At 66.5% G+C, this 18,364-nt stretch carries 17 protein-coding genes and 1 pseudogene; 12 read left to right on the forward strand and 6 right to left on the reverse strand.

The features are described 5' to 3' along the window. Positions 1-108: 108 nt before the first annotated feature. The 3 genes and pseudogenes from IG78_RS43090 to IG78_RS0133745 form a co-directional block, all read right to left on the reverse strand. Positions 109-850 (reverse strand): annotated as a pseudogene (locus tag IG78_RS43090) (IS5 family transposase); the annotation flags it as partial. 18 nt (positions 851-868) lie between these two features. Then, positions 869-1,471: a hypothetical protein gene (locus IG78_RS0133740; protein ID WP_030570847.1), complete on the reverse strand. Its 603-nt coding sequence runs from the start codon at positions 1,469-1,471 to the stop codon at positions 869-871. Between the two features lie 135 nt (positions 1,472-1,606). After that, positions 1,607-2,794 carry a NucA/NucB deoxyribonuclease domain-containing protein gene (locus IG78_RS0133745; RefSeq protein WP_157855967.1) on the reverse strand — a complete coding sequence of 396 codons (1,188 nt, stop codon included), beginning with the start codon at positions 2,792-2,794 and terminating at the stop codon, positions 1,607-1,609. 859 nt (positions 2,795-3,653) lie between these two features. On the opposite strand from IG78_RS0133745, the gene IG78_RS44495 reads away from it, so the two are divergent. From IG78_RS44495 to IG78_RS49680, 3 genes are read left to right on the forward strand one after another with little or no spacing between them, the layout of a single operon-like run. Then, on the forward strand, positions 3,654-4,319 hold the full coding sequence (locus IG78_RS44495; protein ID WP_051853170.1) for a ParB/RepB/Spo0J family partition protein: 666 nt from the start codon (positions 3,654-3,656) through the stop codon (positions 4,317-4,319). Then, positions 4,316-5,755, forward strand: a complete 1,440-nt coding sequence (locus IG78_RS49675; protein ID WP_030570859.1) for a methyltransferase domain-containing protein — start codon at positions 4,316-4,318, stop codon at positions 5,753-5,755. Before IG78_RS44495 ends, IG78_RS49675 begins: the two co-directional genes overlap by 4 nt. Before the next feature lie 4 nt (positions 5,756-5,759). Then, positions 5,760-6,287 carry a hypothetical protein gene (locus tag IG78_RS49680; protein WP_157855969.1) on the forward strand — a complete coding sequence of 176 codons (528 nt, stop codon included), beginning with the start codon at positions 5,760-5,762 and terminating at the stop codon, positions 6,285-6,287. A 184-nt stretch (positions 6,288-6,471) separates the two neighbouring features. Here the strand turns inward: IG78_RS49680 and IG78_RS0133765 are convergent, their stop codons facing one another. Then, positions 6,472-7,212, reverse strand: coding sequence for a helix-turn-helix domain-containing protein (locus tag IG78_RS0133765; protein ID WP_030570862.1), 741 nt, complete (start codon positions 7,210-7,212; stop codon positions 6,472-6,474). A 15-nt stretch (positions 7,213-7,227) separates the two neighbouring features. Further along, positions 7,228-7,455, reverse strand: coding sequence for a hypothetical protein (locus IG78_RS0133770; protein WP_030570864.1), 228 nt, complete (start codon positions 7,453-7,455; stop codon positions 7,228-7,230). A gap of 833 nt (positions 7,456-8,288) precedes the next feature. Between IG78_RS0133770 and IG78_RS0133775 the strand changes: the two genes are divergently transcribed. From IG78_RS0133775 to IG78_RS0133785, 3 genes are all read left to right on the forward strand, one after another. After that, positions 8,289-8,831, forward strand: coding sequence for a hypothetical protein (locus IG78_RS0133775; protein ID WP_030570867.1), 543 nt, complete (start codon positions 8,289-8,291; stop codon positions 8,829-8,831). Continuing rightward, complete coding sequence (locus tag IG78_RS0133780) at positions 8,818-10,356, forward strand: terminase large subunit domain-containing protein (protein WP_030570870.1); 1,539 nt, start codon at positions 8,818-8,820, stop codon at positions 10,354-10,356. The genes IG78_RS0133775 and IG78_RS0133780 overlap by 14 nt, the downstream gene beginning before the upstream one ends. 1,335 nt (positions 10,357-11,691) lie before the next feature. Continuing rightward, positions 11,692-13,461, forward strand: a complete 1,770-nt coding sequence (locus tag IG78_RS0133785) for a hypothetical protein (RefSeq protein WP_157855970.1) — start codon at positions 11,692-11,694, stop codon at positions 13,459-13,461. Here the strand turns inward: IG78_RS0133785 and IG78_RS0133790 are convergent. Beyond that, entirely contained in the window at positions 13,412-13,951 is a 540-nt protein-coding gene (locus IG78_RS0133790) for a hypothetical protein (RefSeq protein ID WP_030570873.1), read from the reverse strand. The two genes, IG78_RS0133785 and IG78_RS0133790, sit on opposite strands and share 50 nt — an antisense overlap. Before the next feature lie 120 nt (positions 13,952-14,071). On the opposite strand from IG78_RS0133790, the gene IG78_RS0133795 reads away from it, so the two are divergent. The 6 genes from IG78_RS0133795 to IG78_RS0133825 all read left to right on the forward strand — a co-directional run bounded on the left by IG78_RS0133795 (position 14,072) and on the right by IG78_RS0133825 (position 17,799). Further along, positions 14,072-14,722 (forward strand): hypothetical protein, encoded by a 651-nt coding sequence (locus IG78_RS0133795; protein WP_031129323.1) that lies wholly within the window; start codon positions 14,072-14,074, stop codon positions 14,720-14,722. Positions 14,723-14,853: 131 nt separating this feature from the next. Then, the gene (locus IG78_RS0133805; protein WP_030570877.1) at positions 14,854-15,285 is read left to right on the forward strand and encodes a K structural protein; all 432 of its coding nucleotides are present in this window, start codon (positions 14,854-14,856) and stop codon (positions 15,283-15,285) included. After that, complete coding sequence (locus IG78_RS0133810) at positions 15,282-16,331, forward strand: major capsid protein (RefSeq protein ID WP_030570879.1); 1,050 nt, start codon at positions 15,282-15,284, stop codon at positions 16,329-16,331. Before IG78_RS0133805 ends, IG78_RS0133810 begins: the two co-directional genes overlap by 4 nt. Then, positions 16,328-16,537 (forward strand): hypothetical protein, encoded by a 210-nt coding sequence (locus IG78_RS0133815; RefSeq protein ID WP_030570881.1) that lies wholly within the window; start codon positions 16,328-16,330, stop codon positions 16,535-16,537. The genes IG78_RS0133810 and IG78_RS0133815 overlap by 4 nt, the downstream gene beginning before the upstream one ends. Positions 16,538-16,596: 59 nt before the next feature. Beyond that, on the forward strand, positions 16,597-16,917 hold the full coding sequence (locus IG78_RS0133820; protein ID WP_051853172.1) for a hypothetical protein: 321 nt from the start codon (positions 16,597-16,599) through the stop codon (positions 16,915-16,917). A 324-nt stretch (positions 16,918-17,241) separates the two neighbouring features. Beyond that, positions 17,242-17,799, forward strand: coding sequence for a PIN domain-containing protein (locus IG78_RS0133825; RefSeq protein ID WP_030570887.1), 558 nt, complete (start codon positions 17,242-17,244; stop codon positions 17,797-17,799). Positions 17,800-18,364: the final 565 nt, after the last annotated feature.

Genomic DNA, 18,364 nt, shown 5'->3' on the forward strand with positions numbered 1-18,364 from the left:
CCACCCGCTGAAACAGTTCCCACAGCTCATCCGGCACCAACCGCTCAACGATCCCTGTCACGCCCCAAAGCCTACCGAGCCAAATGAGATAATCTCTAAGAAGTCATCTCATTTGGTGAGCCTGCGGTAGCAGATCAAGGTGCAGGCGATGCTGGTGAATGCGAGGAAGTGACTGGCCTTGCGTTCGTAGCGGCGGTGCAGGCGTCGGCATCCGGCGAGCCAGGCCATGGTGCGTTCGATGGTCCCGCGGTGGCGGCTGAGCCGTTGCGAGGTCCCAATGCCCTTGCGGGCGATGCGGTGCCGGATGCCTCGGCAGGCTAACCATCGCCGCAGGTGGCTGTAGTCGTAGCCATGGTCGGCGTGAAGTTTGTGGGGCCTGCGTCGCCTGGGTCCTCGCCGCGAGCGGGTCGGGGGTATGCCCTTCACCAGCGGGATCAGCGCCTGGTTGTCGTGCGTGTTGGCGCCCGAGATACCGATGGACAGGGGCAGGCCGCTCCGCTCCGTGAACAAGTGGATTTTTAACCCGTACTTGCCTCGGTCTACAGGATCCGGACCTGTCAGTTCCCCCTTTTCAGGGCCCGTATGTTGACCGAGTCGATTGCGTACTGGGATCAGTCCAGCTCGCCGCGGGATCCCAGTTCGTCTAGGACCAAGCGGTGGAGTTGGCCCACACCCGGGCCTTCGTCCACTCGGTGAAGCGGCGGTGATCCTTCGCGCCGGACGGTCCGAACGAGGCAGTCGGCAACTGCTGCTACGTGCAGCCAGAAGTCGTCACGAAGACGAATGCGGCCAGTACTTCGCGGTCGCCGTGCCGACGGCGGCGGCCACCGCCCTGGGGCCGCGATGGCGCCTTTCCGCTTTCGGCAAGTCATGCGCTCCCGCGCTCTGTATCCGGCAAGGGATGGGATCCGCCACCGCGAAGGAGTCGGGCGCGCAGCTCTTCATCGTCCTTCCTCGTGTTGCAAGGCTCAGGCTCAGGGGCGCCTTCCGTCGTCCAGGGTTCGCTCAGCGCCCTCTCGATGCGCTCACTGCTGCGCAGGATGACCACGTCCTCGTCGGCGCCAGCGGGCCAGATTTGCAGCAGGTAGTCCTCGACAGGATCTTCGGCGGCCTGGTTTGCGCGGCCGCGGGCGTGGACGCGCAGGCGGTACGGCCCGCGGCCGTGTGTGCTGAGCACCGGCAGCTCAGGGAAGCTGCTGTCCTCGAGGGAGTGCGCGCGCAGACGGCCGGTGGGTGCTTGGACAGTGACTTCGATGATCTCGTCCCACCCGTCCCCCTCGTTGGCTGCGGGCGGGGCCTCCAGGCTGGTGGCTGTCTGCACGCGGACAGGGCCGAAGGCGACTCCGGTGGCGATGAGTGCTCCGGCGCTCATCACAGCCACCAGACCGTTGGACCAGTCCGCGGTGTCGGCGGGGAGATCACCTTCATCCAGAATCCCGAACAGGCCGTCTATGGCTTCCACGGTGCGCATTGTCGTCGCTCCTGCCTTGTGCAGTCTGTCCACCGGCTGGCGGGTGTCCGGGGCCGGACTGTTTGAGTCCGGCCCCGGACACTAGTGCGGCGCGCTGGCTAAAGGAGGGCTTTCAGCCGTCCCGCTCCGGCCGCTTCAGGGGATGACCTTCACGTCGAAGGGGTCTCCGTCCAGGACCCGATGGCTCTTGTAGAACGCACCGGTGGTACCGCCCTGTGAGCTGTTCTGCCTCTCGGGTACCGCGCAGGCGCTGGCGCCCTTCAAGCCAGTTCCCGAGGGGATGTCGTTGTAGGAGCAGCCGTCGAAGGTGCGACGTGTGCCGCCCGCGCTCAACCCGTTCCTTGAGGTAGCGAGCGGGTATTCGTCGCAGTTCTTGCCCCCGGTCGGGGTCCGATCGCCGCATGCCAGCCGGTTGTTCGTCTGCCTGATCGACTTGTTCGTCGTGCGGGTCAGCCGTTTGGGCAGGCCGGAGGCCTGGGCCAAAGTGATGTGCCTGGCCACGTCGGGAATCCTGGCCTTGCTGAACTGCAAGTCGGAGGCGTAGGTGGGGACCACACACCCGACGCCCGGCCGCCCACCGGTGTCATTGTCGCAGCGGAACTGGTTCAGCCTGCTCGGGAAGTCCACGGGCTTGTAGGGCGCGTTCTGGACCTTCATATCCCAGCCCGTTCCGCACTTGCCCTTCGCCCCTGCGGCAGTCGCGGTCGTGTCGAAGAACGCCTCGCCCGTCATCCACTTGTGCAGCGTCAGCTTCTGGCCCGGGAATTTCGCGCTTTCGGTGACGCACGAGTTTCGGGCGGCTCCCACGCCATCGATGGTCGCCTTCAGGGTGTCGCCCCAGCCCTTGGTGGCGTAGATCTCCAGTTGGTGCGCGACGCGGCCTATCCCGCTGTTGCCGTAGCTGTAGCTGAGGAAGATCATTTCGGTTTCGCCGGTCTTCACCCAGCGTCCGTTGATCCTTTGTTTCGTCCAGTAGCGCCAGCCTCGCACCATGCAAGCCTTGGTGCGTGTCCTCTTCACCAACTGGGACTGAGTCGGGCACCAGGTCGGCGGGTCAACTCCGGCCTGGGGAGAACGGGAGAGGCGTTGCGGCAGGGTCTCGAGGTTTACCGGCATCGGCTCCAGGCATGCCCCCTGGTCCTCCTCGGTAGCCTCGTTGCATACCTCGCCCGCCGGCGGCTGCTCCTCCTCTTCCTCAGGAGCAGTCTCCGCTTCGTCCGCCCCCGGTATGTCCTCGGCAAGCACACCAGTGCGGGTCTGCTCCTGCCCACCGGTGCGAGGTGCGCTTGCTGGCAGGTCCGCCGCGTCGTCCGCTGTGGCCACGGCAACGCCACTGCCTGCTAAGACGGTGAGTGCAACGACGGTCGTACAAAGCCGTCTGAGTCGCAATGTTTTCTCCCTGCGAGAAGTTGTAGCGCGGCGCGGGGTGCGCACGCGACATCGACCGGCTCGCCGGCACCCGCCGGCAACCTGGCAGCAGCAGGCGATCAGCACGCACGTACAGGATCAATTGAGCGTGCAAACACTGACCTGATAGGTACAGAGAACTCATCGAAGAGCCCGGGGCAGGCCTGACCCAGGACTCTGGCTGGGCCCGTGAATAGCCAGTTCACCGCCACGCACGTGGAGCCGTATGATAAGCAACTGGATGGACAATCCTCGCGATTCACGCAAGAAACACTCCTGTCCGCAAACATGGCCGATTCCGCTCCCCCTATGCTGTGACGGCCGCCTGGAAGCGTGCGGCGGAAAGCAGATCAGTTACGAGCCCGGGCGGCGGCGCGCGGAAGGCGCACCGAGTACGTACAGCGAGTCAGGCAGCAGCGCCTCTGTGCCGTGCTGCCCGTCATCGCCACAGCATCAGCTCACTGGCACAGCGACACATGGTGAAACAGCCCGGCCCGGAAACACACGCCGTGGGCTCTCGCTGATGTCGCTCGCACCAGCCTTGCCTACGGAAATGAGTACCGCGAGGACGGCGGGCGTACTGAGCGCGACCTACTGGACTCCGAGGTGCTGGCCGTGCAGGGCCTGGAGGCCAGCTCGTACCACCCACGCTAGCTGGGCACACGCAGTGACCTGGCTGCTCGTCACGTCCAACGGCGTACGGCGCTCGACAGAACGCATCGGCCGCCGTCGCTTGATCACCTAGTCTCGGTGACGGGCGCGGGGCTGGAGCCTCATGCCCGCCGCTTCTCGCATACCGGCCTCGCTCGCTGATCTTGCCGTACCCGTTGATGAGCTATCCCCCTACCACCGCAACCCGCGAACCGGTGACGTCGACTCCATCAGCGAGTCTCTGTCCACGCACGGCCAGTACCGGGCGATCGTCGTCAACCGCGGCACCTCGACGGGCCGCCCAAACGAAATCCTTGCCGGTAACCACACCTACAAGGCGGCCAAGCAACTCGGGTGGGGCGAGATCGCCGTCACCTGGCTCGATGTAGACGACGAGGCGGCCGCGAAGATCGTCGTCGTCGACAATCGCACCAGCGACCTGGCCGGGTACGACACCCTCCTCCTCGCGGACATCCTTCAGGACCTGCCGGACCTGAAAGGCACGGGCTACGACCAAGACCAGCTCGACCAACTCCTCGACGAGACCGCGCTCCCAGAGCCGATCGAGCTCCCCACGGACGGCGCCGGCACCGGAGCAGCGGCCACCGTCGACTACTTGCAGTGGGGCTACCTCCAGTGGTCTTCCACACGCGTGCGCATCACCCAAGCCGAGGTCGAGCTGCTCGACGCCTTGTACAAGACGTTCGTGGGCGACAACGACTCCGACATGGGCTTCGGGTGGCACGTCCTCAACGAGGAGCACCGCGCGCAGGAGGGGGCAAACACGTGAAGTCCCTCGATGTCCGCTTCGACCCTGCCTATCCCCTGGTGAAGCTGCGGCCCGCGGACTACAACCCGCGTCACCTGTCCGAGGACGCCTTCGTGCGACTTCAGGCCTCTCTGCGGCGCCACGGCATCGTCAAGCCGGTGATCCTCAACGCCGACGGCACCCTGGTCGCGGGCCACCAGAGAACCAAGGGGTTGAAGGCGGTCGGGCTGGAGACAACTCCGGCGATGATCCTCCCGCAGAAGGTCAGGCTTCAGGACGAGATCAAGTTCAACCTCCTCCACAACCGCGTAGAGACCGAGTCGTCGGTTGTGTACGCCGAGCCAGGGCCGATCGGTCAGTGGTGCTGGATTCCGTGGCAGACCATCGAAGTTGAGGAGTCGAAGAACCTTCCGTGCCAGCAGGCGATCGGCTTCATGACTGCCGCCCACGGCCCGTGGGGTTCGGTCGTCATCGACGATCAGGGCCGTATCGTGCTGAACGCCGAGTACGCCGCCGTCGCGAAGTCTCAGCGGTTCGACGTCCTGGCGTGGACGGTCGCATCCTTCGACGCCGGCCAGCTCGTTGAGGACCTGACCGGGGAGTACGGCGTCTACGACTGGTCCGGCCTCGAAGAGCAGGCGCCGGTGTGGAATCAGCACATCGTCCAGCCCAACCGGCTCCGTGAGCACTCCTCCAAGGCCAAGGCCGACCAGGTCCGCTACAAGTCCGAGGTATGGGAACGGCTCGTGCTGCCGTGGCTGACCACCTCGCACCGCGTCGTCGACTTCGGGGCCGGTCACGGCGACTACGCCCGGCACCTGCGGGCCAAGGGGTACCGGGTGCAGGACTACGAGCCCTACCGCACCCTCAAGGGCAAGTACTCCCTCGACATCCGCACCATCGTCGGCCAGCTCCGTGGCATCGAACGAGAGCTCCGGGAGAACGGCCTGTACGAGGTCGTGGTGCTCGACTCGGTGATCAACGCGACGACGAGCCTGGACTACCAGCACTGGGTCCTGACCACGGTGAACGCCCTGTGCGCCCCGGACGGCCAGGTCTGCGTCGGCACCCGCAACCTTGAGCGCGAGATGGCATACGAGAAGTCCGAGCACTCGATCAGCCGCGATTCGACCCGGCTCTCGTTCCTGGACGCTCACAATGTGGATATGCGCTTCGTCAAGGGAAAGTGGCAGCGCATCCGCTACCACACCCCTGAGTCACTGCGCGGGCTCCTCTCTCGCTACTTCGAAGATGTAGAGATGAGCGACATCAGTCGCGCCACCGTTAAGGCGGTCTGTCGCAAGCCACGCCCCCTCCCCGTCGAGGATTACGAGAAGGCATTTTCGGAGGAATTCAACATGCCTTACCCCAACGAATTCCGCCACGGCAAACATGAAGGAGTATCGTCAATTCTGATAGAATTGACCAAGGAAAGGAACTCTAATATGGAGGGGTAACAAAATGACACTGGGGGCGAACTCGGACCGGGTTCGCATCGACATAGAGGCCCGCGACAGGTACAGCATCATGTGGCTGGCCGGCATACGCCAACTCGACCTGACGCAACACTGCCTCAAGACCTTCGCCGACTGCGACCGACCACATGTCAGCAGCAAACTGTGGTACCAGACAGTGCACCTTCCAGCCGCGAATCCGCCCGCCGCCTGGTACCTGTGCGCCCTACCCATCCCGTGGAACTGGACTCGCAACGCACATCTTGCCTTCGAGTACACGCCGGGCGAGAACTGGAAGGGAAACGCACTCGTTGACGGACTCGGCGTGCGACTCCACAACGCCACCCCCATCACCGGGTGGGGAGAACACTCCATTCCACAAGACGCACCGAACAGGAATTCGCGACTGTATCGAACCTGCCGCAACTGGCAATTCGCATGGTGGCTACGAGCCCACTACAACGTGCGCGACACCCAACCACTGGACCTTGATGCCCGTCGACACCCAACATCGGAGCAGCTGACGCTCGACTAACCACCGGCCGCCCGTATGGATTCGGTCCTCACGGGCGGCCGAGCTAGTTTCCGGCAGTTAAGCTTTCAACGTTCAATGGGGCGGAGATCATCGTCTCGTGTTCGAGCTTTCAGAACAGCGTGAACTCAGGAAAGAAACGACTCAGCCAGCAGGACGGGTCTACCCGCTGCCGAGCCGAGCGTTTTCACCCGACCCGCGTGGTGTCCTCGTTCAACTCATCGATGCGCGAGAGCGTCCGCCGGATGTTGAACTGCTTCACCGACGGCGGACGGCCCATGAGCTGTCGGCTGATCGCCTTCGCTGCCGGCGTTGTCAGCCGCACGGTCATCTCGTCCATGAGCTTCCGTTCGTGGAGTTCGTCGACAGTGCTGCGCTTCCACACGCGAGTCCAGGCGTCGAGCCAATCCTGGTGATCCCGTTCAGGGACATCGCAGACCGTGAGGAAGGAGCGCAGCTGCTCCTGGTCGAGCATGGTGGTGCCGCCGAGCATGCGTCGCACGGTGGTACGCGGAAGTCGGCCGAGCCCTGCCCTGCGTTCCATCTCCCGCAGCGGCATGGCGCCGGCCTTGTGGTACGTCGCGCGCAGCGCAGCGCGCAGGTCCGCCGCGCTCTCTACCAGGCGAGGCCGGGGTGCATTTGTGTAGTTCGCGCCGTGCTCGTAGGAGCGGGCCTGGCGCCAGAGGCGGCGGGCCCGCTCCGTCGAGCGCGGTCCGCAGGCGAGCACGTACGCCTCGACCACCTCCAGGCGCGGTATGCGCTCGCCGCTGGCCGCCCGCTGCAGCGTGGTCGCGGAATAGAGGTGACGGGTACGGGCCGCGAGGTCGGCGTACGTGATCCCGGCCTCTGCCCGTGTCTCGCGCAGGTACGTGGCCAGCATCATCAGGTTCGGGTTGAGCGTGCGGATCGGCTTCTCGGGACGTCCCATGACGTTCCCTCAGGCCTATGGCAGGGGCAGCGGTACCCGGCGGCAGAAGCGCAGGGTCACCACCGATCCCACTGAGATCAGGATCGCGCCAGCGAGCAGCTGCAGGACGGTGCTCGGGTCCAGGCCGCCCCACGCGAGTGCAGTGCTGGTCAGGACGATGACGATGATGACGGCCGTCTCGGTACCGGTGAGACGGTGCGGGGCGGGTGTGCGAACACCCGCGGCATGGCGCCTGCGGCTCATGCGAGGTCCCCCTCGGGGATCAGGGCAGCGGCACCCGTAGGTACCGCCGCCGGCGACTGCGGACTCCTTCGATCACGCTCAGGCGGTGGCACGCCCGAATGCGTGAATGCATAGTGCCCCATGTCCCCTCAACCTCGCGGCAATTGATGCGCTTGAGGACCGCCCCTGAACCCTGGTGGGCAGCTACGCAGCTCATCCGCGCGGATCCGAACCACCGACCTGCATCGATCACACAACGTAACTGACATGCAGGGCGGTTAATGCATCTGCGACCCACCTCAACGGCGTTGGCTTGCCTGCCCCACCGGGGGGATGCAACGCTCCATGACAGGTTCGACCTCCCCGACGGCTGCGGACTCCTTCCTTACCGAACGGGCCTGAACCTTCCAGTGCCGGTGTGCGTGGCAGCACCCGGGACATGCTGAGGGGCCGACCTCTGTGGTCGGTCCCTCGGCATGTCCCTGCCCCGGCGGCCGCGAACAACTGGAGGCGTCCCGAAGCCGTTTTTGCCGCGATTGGTCGCCGTGACAGCCGCGCGATGCCGCACCGCGCGCACGAACCACACCGCCTCCACACGAGTGGGCGAGCTCTGCAAGCAGCTGTTGCCCCCCGCCTCGATCTCGTCGCGGGGCACTATGCCCGCGCTGCCGTGGGAGGCGGCCGCCGCACGGGGCGCCGAGACTCTTCCGGATGGCGTTGGCGTAAGGGAGGGACATCAGCAGCGTTCCCCGGACCAACATGAAATCGCGCCAGCCCAGGCCAGTAGGTGACAACCACCGGTCGCCGCTTGAGTCAGGGATCATGGACGTGGGTGCGGGTCAGGGAGTTGTGTCATGGGCCGCCCCAACCGGGCCACCCGGGCTGCCATCACCCAGCGCCGCGCCGACGCCATCGACCTCAAACTCGCCGGAGTCGACTGGCTGACGATCGGCCGCAAGCTCGCCGCTGACCCCGCGATCAACACAGATGGGGTCGCGTACCCGCAGGGGTACGGCATCGACAAGTACAAGCGGCAGCAGCAGCCACCCACCGACAAGCGGCTCATCGAACTCGCCTGCAAGGACGTCTCCAAGGCCCTAGCCGAACGCACCACCGCCCTGGACGACCGGACCGACGAGCTGCGGCAACTCATGGTGGAGCGTCTGGAGCGGTTGTTCTTCGGCGTCTACCGGGCCGCGATCCGCAACGGCGACTACCAGGCCGTCGACCGGGCGGTCCGCATCATCGAGCGCAGCAGCCGCCTCCTGGGCCTGGACCGGCCCGTGCGCACGGAAGTTTCCGGCCCGGACGGTGGCGCCGTGCAGGTGGAGACCGCGGGCCTGGACGAGCTGGAGCGCCTGATCAACCTCGCCGGTGGCGAGGGTGGGAAGGGCTGACGAAGCGGCGGTTCTCGACCTCTACCGGACGCTTCCCGCTCAGCGCCGCCGTGAGATAGCCGCCGCCTCCACCCCCGAACTCCGCGCCCGGCTCGTGCGTATCGAGCGTGAGCTGGCGATGGACCGTTCACCAGGGGCGATGGCTGCCGTACTCACCGACGGCCGCGAGATGCAGGCCCCGCACCTGGGATTGATCGACGCCGCCTTCGAGCAGGTCGCCGCGGGCAAGCCGACACGGCTCCTCCTGACGATGCCCCCGCGGCACGGCAAGAGCCGCAGGGCTGCCAGGTGGGCGCCGCTCTGGTACCTACGGCGCCGCCCCGAGCACCGCGTGATGATCGCCAGCTACTCATCCGACCTGGCCGACGATCACGGCAGGTGGATCAGGGACGCGATCCTCAACTACCAGTCCCAGCTCAGCATCAGCCTGCGGCCCGGCTCGTCCGCCGCCAACCGCTTCGACCTCACCGGCACCGAGGGCGGCGCGGTCATGGCCGGCGTCGGCGGAGGCCTCACCGGCAAGGGCGCCCACCTGGCGGTGGTCGATGACCCGATCAAGGACGCAGCCGAGGCCTCCTCGCCCACGATGCGGAAACGGCTGTGGGAGTGGTGGCAGGCCGTCCTGCTGACCCGTATCGAACCGGGCGGCTCCGTCATCCTGATCCAGACCCGTTGGGACGAAGACGACCTCGCCGGCCGAGTCCTGGCTGATGAGGGCGACCGGTGGACCGTCATCGATCTGCCCGCCGTCGCCCTCTCCGCCAACGACGCCCTACAGCGTCCCATCGGGACACCGCTGTGGCCCGAGCGGTACGACGCCGACGCCCTCGCTGAAATACGCCGCTCAGTGGGCGAGCGCGTGTGGTGGTCGCTGTACATGCAGCAGCCGCGCCCCCAGGCCGCCGGCGTATGGCAGTGGCCCTGGATCACCAACAACCGGATCTCGGCAGCTCAGTTCCGTGGCATCGACCTCACGCGGATCGTCGTCGCCGTCGACCCCGCGGGCGGTGAGTCCGCCGTGGGGGATGAGACCGGCATCGTCGCCGCAGCCCGTGACCGGGACGGACACCTCTACGTCCTGGACGACCGCTCCGCCAACCGAGGCGCGGACGCCTGGGGTCGCGAAGCGTGCCTGCTCGCCATCGAGTTGCGTGCCGACGCCATCGTCGTCGAGTCCAACTTCGGCGGCGACATGAGCAGCCAGATCCTCCACCAGGCGTGGCAGGAGCTCGCCCGGGAAGAGCGCACCGAGAACATGCTCATGCCTGCGGTGCTGCCCGTGACAGCCAAGAGCGGCAAGCGACTGCGCGCGGAACCGATCACCCAGCTCTACGAACAGGGCCGGGTGCACCACGTCGGGGAGTGGCCCACCCTCGAACAGCAGATGGTGACGTGGGTCGCGGGCATGGACAGCCCCGACCGCATGGACGCCGCAGTACATGGGCTGACGCAACTGGCGGGTACGGCGCAGCAGGATGCCGCGCTGGCCCCCTACCGAGATGACCGGTTGGTGCGGCGGCGGTAGCGCGACTGCGCGAATTCAGAAGGGAGGGTCACCATGCCCCATGGTGGAAGACCATGGGTCGTTTTCGCGTCGCATCAGAACAAAGCGGCCAGGAGCAGACCCACTCTCATTCAGGTAGACCTTTTCCCATGCGCCAGGGAAATCTCGCTCACGTTTAGACCACCCACTAATGAAGGCGGTAACACGCCCTCCACTTGAAATTGCCAACTTTGGATGGCTCCACAGCCTGTCCAGATCGGCAATCGTTGAGTCGCCGACTATCTCCTGACCGCTGGGGTACCTGCGCCTCGTGGTCCCCAGACGGGCGAAGAACCGGACGCCTGACCTCGCAGAGGGCCCCGGTCCAGCAGCCATGACGTCATCGACACTTGCTAGGAGCGTCGATGCGGCAAGGCTGGGGCTGTCCCGAAGGGACTTAAGCGTGATGAGAGAACCTGCGCTGCCGTCTTGCCGATGAGGCCCGGCCACGGGGTACCCAATGTCCCCCAGCGCCCTGTCAACGACCGTCCTTATCCAGCGCCTGGTGGACATTTCCACCAGTCCAGGCTCTTCCCACTCAACACGCACAGCCACGACGGTATGTGGATCGCCTGCAGAGGTAAACGTGTCAATTTCCCTGCGGCTCTCGGCCTCGGCAGGTGGCAGCACGGGTGCCCCAGACGCTGCGAGCCACAGTGAGTGGAAGCGTCGTTCCTCTCGCGCCGGGTCAGAGTTCGGAGCGGCCTTCGACAGGGCCTCAACAAGAAGCTGGACGAGTCCCCAAGTCGGCAGACGAGCACTGGTGAAGGCGTCGTGGACTCGGCCCCTGCTGGCAACCTCGGCGCCGCCGAGGTCCCGCTGCACGTGTCGGATCGAGGGCAGGCCCGCTTGCGCATGCAGTTCGTGCAGTGCGTCGTTCAGATCCTTCAGCGGACCGCCGACTTGCGGACGCTTCAGCTGTGGCATCGCTTCCCCCTCACTGTCCAACTCTGTCCAATAGTGTCCGACGCCAGCAGCTATCGTCCAACCTCGTCCCCGCTCCCTTGTCCTGTCCCAGGCTGGACTCCACAAGGTCTACCGAAGGGCGAGGGGTGTGGACGTTTTCATTGGGCTTTGGCACTGGATCAGCGGAGATTTGCTGTCTGAGGTCTTGGGGCCGTTCATCGTCATGGGGATCGTGACGGGGATCGGAAAGGCACGAGGCCGTTGCGGCCGGGGGCAGGCAGCGACACCCCACTCTCCACAAGGACCGTCCGCACCTGAGGAAGCTCAGGTCCACTCTTAGGTCTGGGGTTACGGGGTCCGCAGGGCAGCCGTTCCCGTGTCACCTACGCTGAATGTGGCGTGGGGCTGGCGATGGGACCTACCGCCGTGGGCCTGCGGACTTTCCTGACCGACGCGTGGTCGTGGCTGAACTACAAGCCGGTGATGTCCGGCAGTGATGGGCGCCCGCACCGGGCTCTCGCCCCCGCCGGGCAAGCGACCTGGCTTCCTGATGAAGCGGTGCGCCGCCTGGCCGCGTACAAGCTCCTCGTCGCCTACGACAACAACCAGGCAGGGGAACTCGCCAGCCTCGCCGGCAACGAGGCGGCGGGCGAGCGGCGGGAGTTCGGGGACGCGTCCGCGTTCGTGGACACCACGCTGGCTCACCTGTTGGGCAAGTCGCAGCAGATCATCGTGCCCGGTGCCGAGCACGCCAAGGACGAGGACGCTACCTCGGAGGCGATCGCCGCTGCCGCCGTGCAACAGCGGCTGAGGGAGTGGGCGGAGGCCGAGCTGCTGCCGCTGCGGATGCAGGCGGCCGAGCGGAAGGCCGTCCTGCTCGGTGACGGCCTGTACCTCCTGGCCTGGGACCCCGACAAGCAGCGGGTGAGGCTGAAGACCTACGATCCCGGCTTCTACTTTCCCGTCCTCGAGGACGACGCGGACCCGGGAGACTACCCGCGCCGGGTGCACCTGGCGTGGGAGATCCCGGAGGACCCCAAGCGTGGTCTCAAACAGCGGCTCAGGCGGATCACCTACGAACTCGGACCGATCCGACCCGCGGACGAGTCAAGCGGCATCAGCTCGTCGGAGGCCCCGACCGCCCCCGTCCCTCAGGCCGGAGACAGCTACGACGACGCCCTCGGCCGCCTCCAGCGCACCTATCCCTGGGCGCCTGACCGGCCGTCCGCGACGACCTGCTACCTGACCGACGCGGAGTGGGTGATCTCTGATCTGCGTCACGGTCAGGAACTCGATGACCTGCCCCTGGACAAGGCACGGTTCCGCACCCGCGCGGACGGCGTGGTCCTTGACCGGCTCGATCTGCGGCTGGACTTCATCCCGCTCGTCCACATCAGCAACACCATCGCGGACGGCGAGCACTTCGGCCAATCCACGCTGGCCAAGGTCATGCAGGCCCTCGATGAGCTGGCCGAGACCGACACCGATTCTGCCCGGGCCTCTTCGACGACCGGCGCACCGATCATCGGGCTCGCCGGCGCCCGTCCCGAGGTCGACCGGGTGTCTGGCAGGCCCAAGCCGCTCACGATCGAACCGGGCACGGTGTTCGCGCTCGGCGACGGCGGCCGCATGGACGTCCTGGACACCTCCCACCAGCTCGCTGAACTCCGAGCACGCGTCGAGGAGATACGCGACCGCGCAGCGGTCAACGCCCGCCTGCCCGCGGTCAGCTTGGGCACCGTCGACCCCTCCGATGTACCCAGCGGGTACGCGCTCCAGCTCTCCCTGGGCCCACTCGACTCGCTCGTCGACGCGATGCGCCTGGCCCGCGCGCACAAGTACGCTCTGCTGCTGAAGATGGTGCAGCGGATCCACCAGGCAGGCCGGGCGGACGGCTGGCCTCAGGGCGCGGTTCTTCCCGCTCGTCTGGTGTTCGGGCCGCACACCCCTACGGACCGGCCAGCGATCCTCGAAGAGGTCGTCAAGGGGGTGACTGCCGGGGTGCTGGCGCTGGAGACCGGCATCCGCATGTTGCAGGACGCCGGGTACCCCATTGATGACGCCCGCGAAGAGGTCGTGCGGATCACGGAGAGGCGGATGATCAGCGAGACAGAGTCCGGCGAGAAGCCCGTCAGTCCAGCTCCTCCGCTTCCTCGGAGTCCAGTTTCTTCGCCGTCTTGAGGCCTTCTCGCTGGTCCTCGGGGGACTCTCTCAGCCACTCTTCAGCCACCTCGCTCTTGCTTCCGCCGCCCCATGCGCTGAAGTAGGAGCCCTTGCCGCCAGGGATATTGTCGATGCGGGTGACGAACAGGCAGTCGCCTGCGAAATCTCCGAACTCCGGCCCGAGCCGTTCGCCTTCCCTCGGCGCGCGCCCTGCGGCGAGCTTGTGGCCGTCCTCGTCGTAGATCACAGTTTGCTCTTCGGAGGCCCCCTTGCGTACGCAGGTATCGGCCGTAGACCCCGGAATGGTGTACTCCCCATCGGCCGTCCCGACTGAGTAGCCGGTGAACGGGCTCCGGTCGACCCACGGCGCCCACACCCATACAGCCGCGCCAACCGCAGCGGCGGCCAGGATGCCGCCGCCTATCAGCACCCGACGACGCCCCAGCCGCGCCGGGGAGTCGTGCTCTACCCCCGCGTTTTCCCCGCCCATATTCATGATCTCGATCATGCCAGCCCACGGGTTTACGCAGGTCGGAGGGCACCTACCGCAGGGTTCATCGCTCGGTTCCGTAGACTGGGCCGCGGCGCGGGGCCGTCGTGGGAGTAGCACCACTTGATGACCCGCAGCATGCCCGCTCCGCGAACCGTGCTCGGCTACCGCCGTGACGGCCGCCCGATCTTCCCGATCTGCGGTGCCTCCCCGGAAGACCCGTCGAACGACGAGGCCACAGTCAGCGTCAGCCAGAAGCAGCTGAACACGATGATGGCCCGGGAAAAAGATCAAGGCGGCCGTGCAGCGGTCCGCTCCCTGATCGAGAAGCTCGGGTTCTCCAATACGGCGGCGCTGGAGGAGTACCTCGCGGGGGTCCGGCAGGCCGAGCAGGACCGACTGACCGAGACCGAGCGGCGTGAACAGGCCGTCATCGAGCGCGAACAGGCGGCTCTCGCGCGCGAGGCTGCGGCTCTCGCCCAGGAGCGGGAGGCAGCGCGTCGCGCCGTGCTGGTCTCCGCCGGCGCGACCGGCCCCGACCTGGACGACGCCGTGTCGCTGCTGCGCCTGCCGGACGACGCGGACACCTCAGCCCTGGACGAGGCGGTTCAGGAGCTGAGCCAGCGCCGCCCCGAGCTGTTCGGCTCCCCCACCCGAGACATCCCCCCGGCCCCGGGCGGAGCTCCGGCGTCGGTTCCGCCGCCGCGCCCCGGCGGCACAGAGCGCCCGCCCGGCGCTGCCGGTCTGGAGATGGCCCGACGCCGAGGCCTGCTGCCCGACACCCCCTAGACCGGCTGGCCGCTCACGGTGAGCGGCTGGCTGTTGCTGGGGACCACGCCCCTTCCCTTCTTCTCCTCGTGGACCGCACCCACCGCACCTGGTGAGGGCGTGACCGCACCGCACCACCTGGAGAAGACGGCTTGAGCATCCAGCCGTACACCACCACCGTGACGGTCACCGCCGACCGGGACTGGCTCGCCTCCCGCCACGGCACCGACTCCACCGAGACCATCACCCTCGACCTGGCCAAGCTCACCAAGAACGTCCACTACGTCGAGCCGACCGCAGCCCAGCCGCACGGCTTCATCCGCTCCGGCGTCCCCGTCGGCCGCATCACCGCCTCCGGCCTGTACGGGGCCTACGATCCCGCAGCCGACGACGGCCGCGCCGTCCTCGCCGGCCTCCTGTACGCCGACGCACCCTTCACCCCCGGCGTCACGAAGGTGCCCGCAGCACTGCTCTGGCACGGCACCGCCCACACCGCGAAGATCCCCGGCGGCCTCGACCCGGCCAAGATCACCCCTAACCCGGCCGGGGCGCAGATCCGCTTCCTCGGGGCGGTGAGCGCGTGAGCGTCGCCGACCTCCTGAACAACGTCTCCGTCACCGACCTGACGGTCTACGCGCGCACCATCCCCAGCCCGGACGACTTCCTGCTTACGCAGAAGGTCTTCCCCGAGGCCCGGGTGCAGGACGTGAAGTGGCGCGTGCGGCAGAACAAGCGGCGCGTGAACGCCGCCTCCTACCGCGCCTACGACACCAGCGTGCCGTTCGCCAAGCGGCAGGCCACCTCAACGCAGACCGAGGGCACCCTGCCCGCGCTGGGTCAGAAGCTACTCGTCGGTGAGATGGAGCAGCTACTCCTGGACGCCGCCCGCGGCGCGGACGAGGACCGGCTCGTGGAACTGCTCTACGACGACGTGGAGCGGCACGTCGAAGCGATCCGCTCCCGCCTCGAACTCGCCGCCGGTGATGTCCTGCTGGACGGCAAGTTCAGCCTGGCCGGGGAGAACGGCCTCACGGTCGAAGCCGACTACGGAGTGCCAGCGGCGAACATGCCAACCGCGCCGAAGCCGTGGTCGGATCCGACTGCGGACCCGATCGCGGATGAGCTGCGGTGGATCGACTACCTCGACTCCATCGGCGCCCCCGCCCCCGAGATGGTGCTCACCTCGCGTAAGGCGTGGTCGCATCTGGCAGGCAACCAGTCCTACCGGGCGGCGTACTACGGCGCCCCGGCCGGAGGCCAGACCCCGACGGCCACACTGAATCCGCAGCAGATCAACTCGGTGCGCGGCACCTACGGCCTTCCGCCCATCACCTTCTACAAGGCGCAGGTGTGGCAGGACGACGTGTCCAAGCGGGTCCTGCCGGAAGACCGGTGGATCATGCTGCCCCCAGACCGGGCGAAGTGGGGCCAGACCCAGTACGGCACCACCACCGAGTCCCTCGCCCTCTCCCGTGGCACGAACCCCGCGATCGAGCGGGAAGACGCACCGGGCATCATCATCACCCGCGATGTCGAGGACGACCCGGTGCAGATCTGGACCAAGGGCGCAGCCGCCGCGATGCCGGTGCTGTACTCGCCGGACTGCCACATCACCGCCACCGTCCTGTGAGCGCCGCCGTGAAGTCCCTCGGCGTGCTCGCCGCGACGGTTCACATCCTCGATCCCAGCGAGCGGATCCCGGCCGTACTCCAGGCCGGGACCGAAGTGAAGGATCCGGCCGTGGCTGAGCAGATCACCAACCCGAAGTGCTGGCACATCCCGCCCGGACCTGCGGGTGAGTCCGGCAAGACGCCCCGGAAGCCGAAGTCCGCCTGACCCCTCTCGCGTGGTGGGGAGCCCCGGCTCCCCACCACACCACTTCCCTGGAGCGCACCGTGACCGGTGAGGTTCTGCACTGGCTACAAGCCCTACTCGGCAGTGACACCACGCCCGAAGAGCTGGCCAGCCGCTACGAACGGCTCGGCACCGCCCGGGCCGTCGCCCACGAAGTCCTACAGGAGCGCATCGCGCAGCTCCTCACCGACCCGCTCAAGGTCACCGTCAACGGCATCGCCACTGTCGACAACTCCGCCAACCTTGCCGCCCTCGAACGGCGCTTGGACCAGATTGATTCCGTCACGGCACCCGACGACCCTCCTGCCGATGCTCCGGCCACAGTGTCCGTGATCGCTATGCACGCCAGGCCCCGCAGGTAACCCGTGGTCCAGAGCTTTCATCCAGCCGCTCCTTCAAGGAGCCGGGCGGTTCGCCTTGACAGCATGTCTGTGGATGACCTGTACAGGACAGCCTTGTCGGCCCAAACATCTTGACCGCAGAGCACGGCCTCACCCTGGCTGGCTTCGGTAGGCACGCCGCCTGCTCCGAGCTACCGCTACGGTGCGACTCCAAAGGTCCGTGGGAGCCAGCTCTGTGCAGCGACGTGAGGACTTGAGAACCTGACTGGAGTCGCTCAAGTCACATGCGTTCGGGCACATCGGCTGGAACCCTGGGAGCACCTCAAGGGTGACAGGAGCCAAACATTGACCATCTTGGATACGAGCATCCTCCGAACCTTTAGCCCGGACAGCAGTACCGCCGATCTCATCCAAGCCATTCAGCAGGTAGGCATCGAGTCTGTCACGGCCCCATGGATGGTACTGGAGGAACTTGCCGCCCAGCAGGCCATCAAGTACCGCGAAAAATACGAGACGGCTGCACAGAGCATCGAGATGCTACGGCGTACCACTCCCTGGCCTATAGACGTCTCGCTTGGACCGTGCAAACTGGATGGGGTTCGCGCCTACTGGCGGAGCACGTGGCGAGAAGTCATCGAGACCATTCCCACGAGCGAAGAAGCCCTTCGCGAGGCGGCATTCAGGGAGGCGAACGCTCTTCCTCCGTGCAAAACGTCGAAGGGCGAGAAGACGGGTTCGCGCGATGCGGCGATCTGGCTCTCCGTCATGGAGTACGCTCGCAAACACCCGAAGGACACGGTGCACTTCGTAAGCGCCAACACCAAAGATTTGGCCAAGGAGCACCCTACCCATTTCCGATGTGCGATGACCTGGCCGGCATCGAGGACCGTTTCGTGCACCTAACTTCGATACATGACGTCCTCACCCGCCTCGCAGAGCCGGTGGAGACAGACGACGCGCTTGCGCTTCGAGTTCTACGCTCGCCCACCGTCCTCAAAGAGGTGGTGGCCACGGCCCAAGACTTTCTTCCAAACACCATGCAAGGCCAACTGAACTGCACCACTTCGACGGGGCCCGCAGACGGAACTCTGACCGTTTCGGCATATGCGTGGACAGCTACGAAGGCCACTCTCGGCACGGTCGAGCGGATTGAGACCTATCGCATCGCCGAACAGGAATGGTGCACGGCGGTTGTGCAATGGCACCTCGGTGGCGTGGTGTTGGCCGAGCTGTACCCCCAGGGGGTCTGGGCTGGATGCAACTGGACGACATCAGTCATGTTCGCACCCGATCCCGATGGTCCCGGCCTCGAACTGCTACGAGATGAGGCACCCCCCAGCCACTCAATCACGAAGATTTCAAGGCCCTGGGTTTGCCCCTTTCAGACCCGACTCCGTCTTCCCGCGTAGCGGTCGCGGATCTGGCCCACGCAACCAGCAAGGCCCTACTCACCCCGCACCAGCAGCCA

It is taken from the genome of Streptomyces aureocirculatus (assembly GCF_000720475.1).
GTDB lineage: Bacteria > Actinomycetota > Actinomycetes > Streptomycetales > Streptomycetaceae > Streptomyces > Streptomyces aureocirculatus.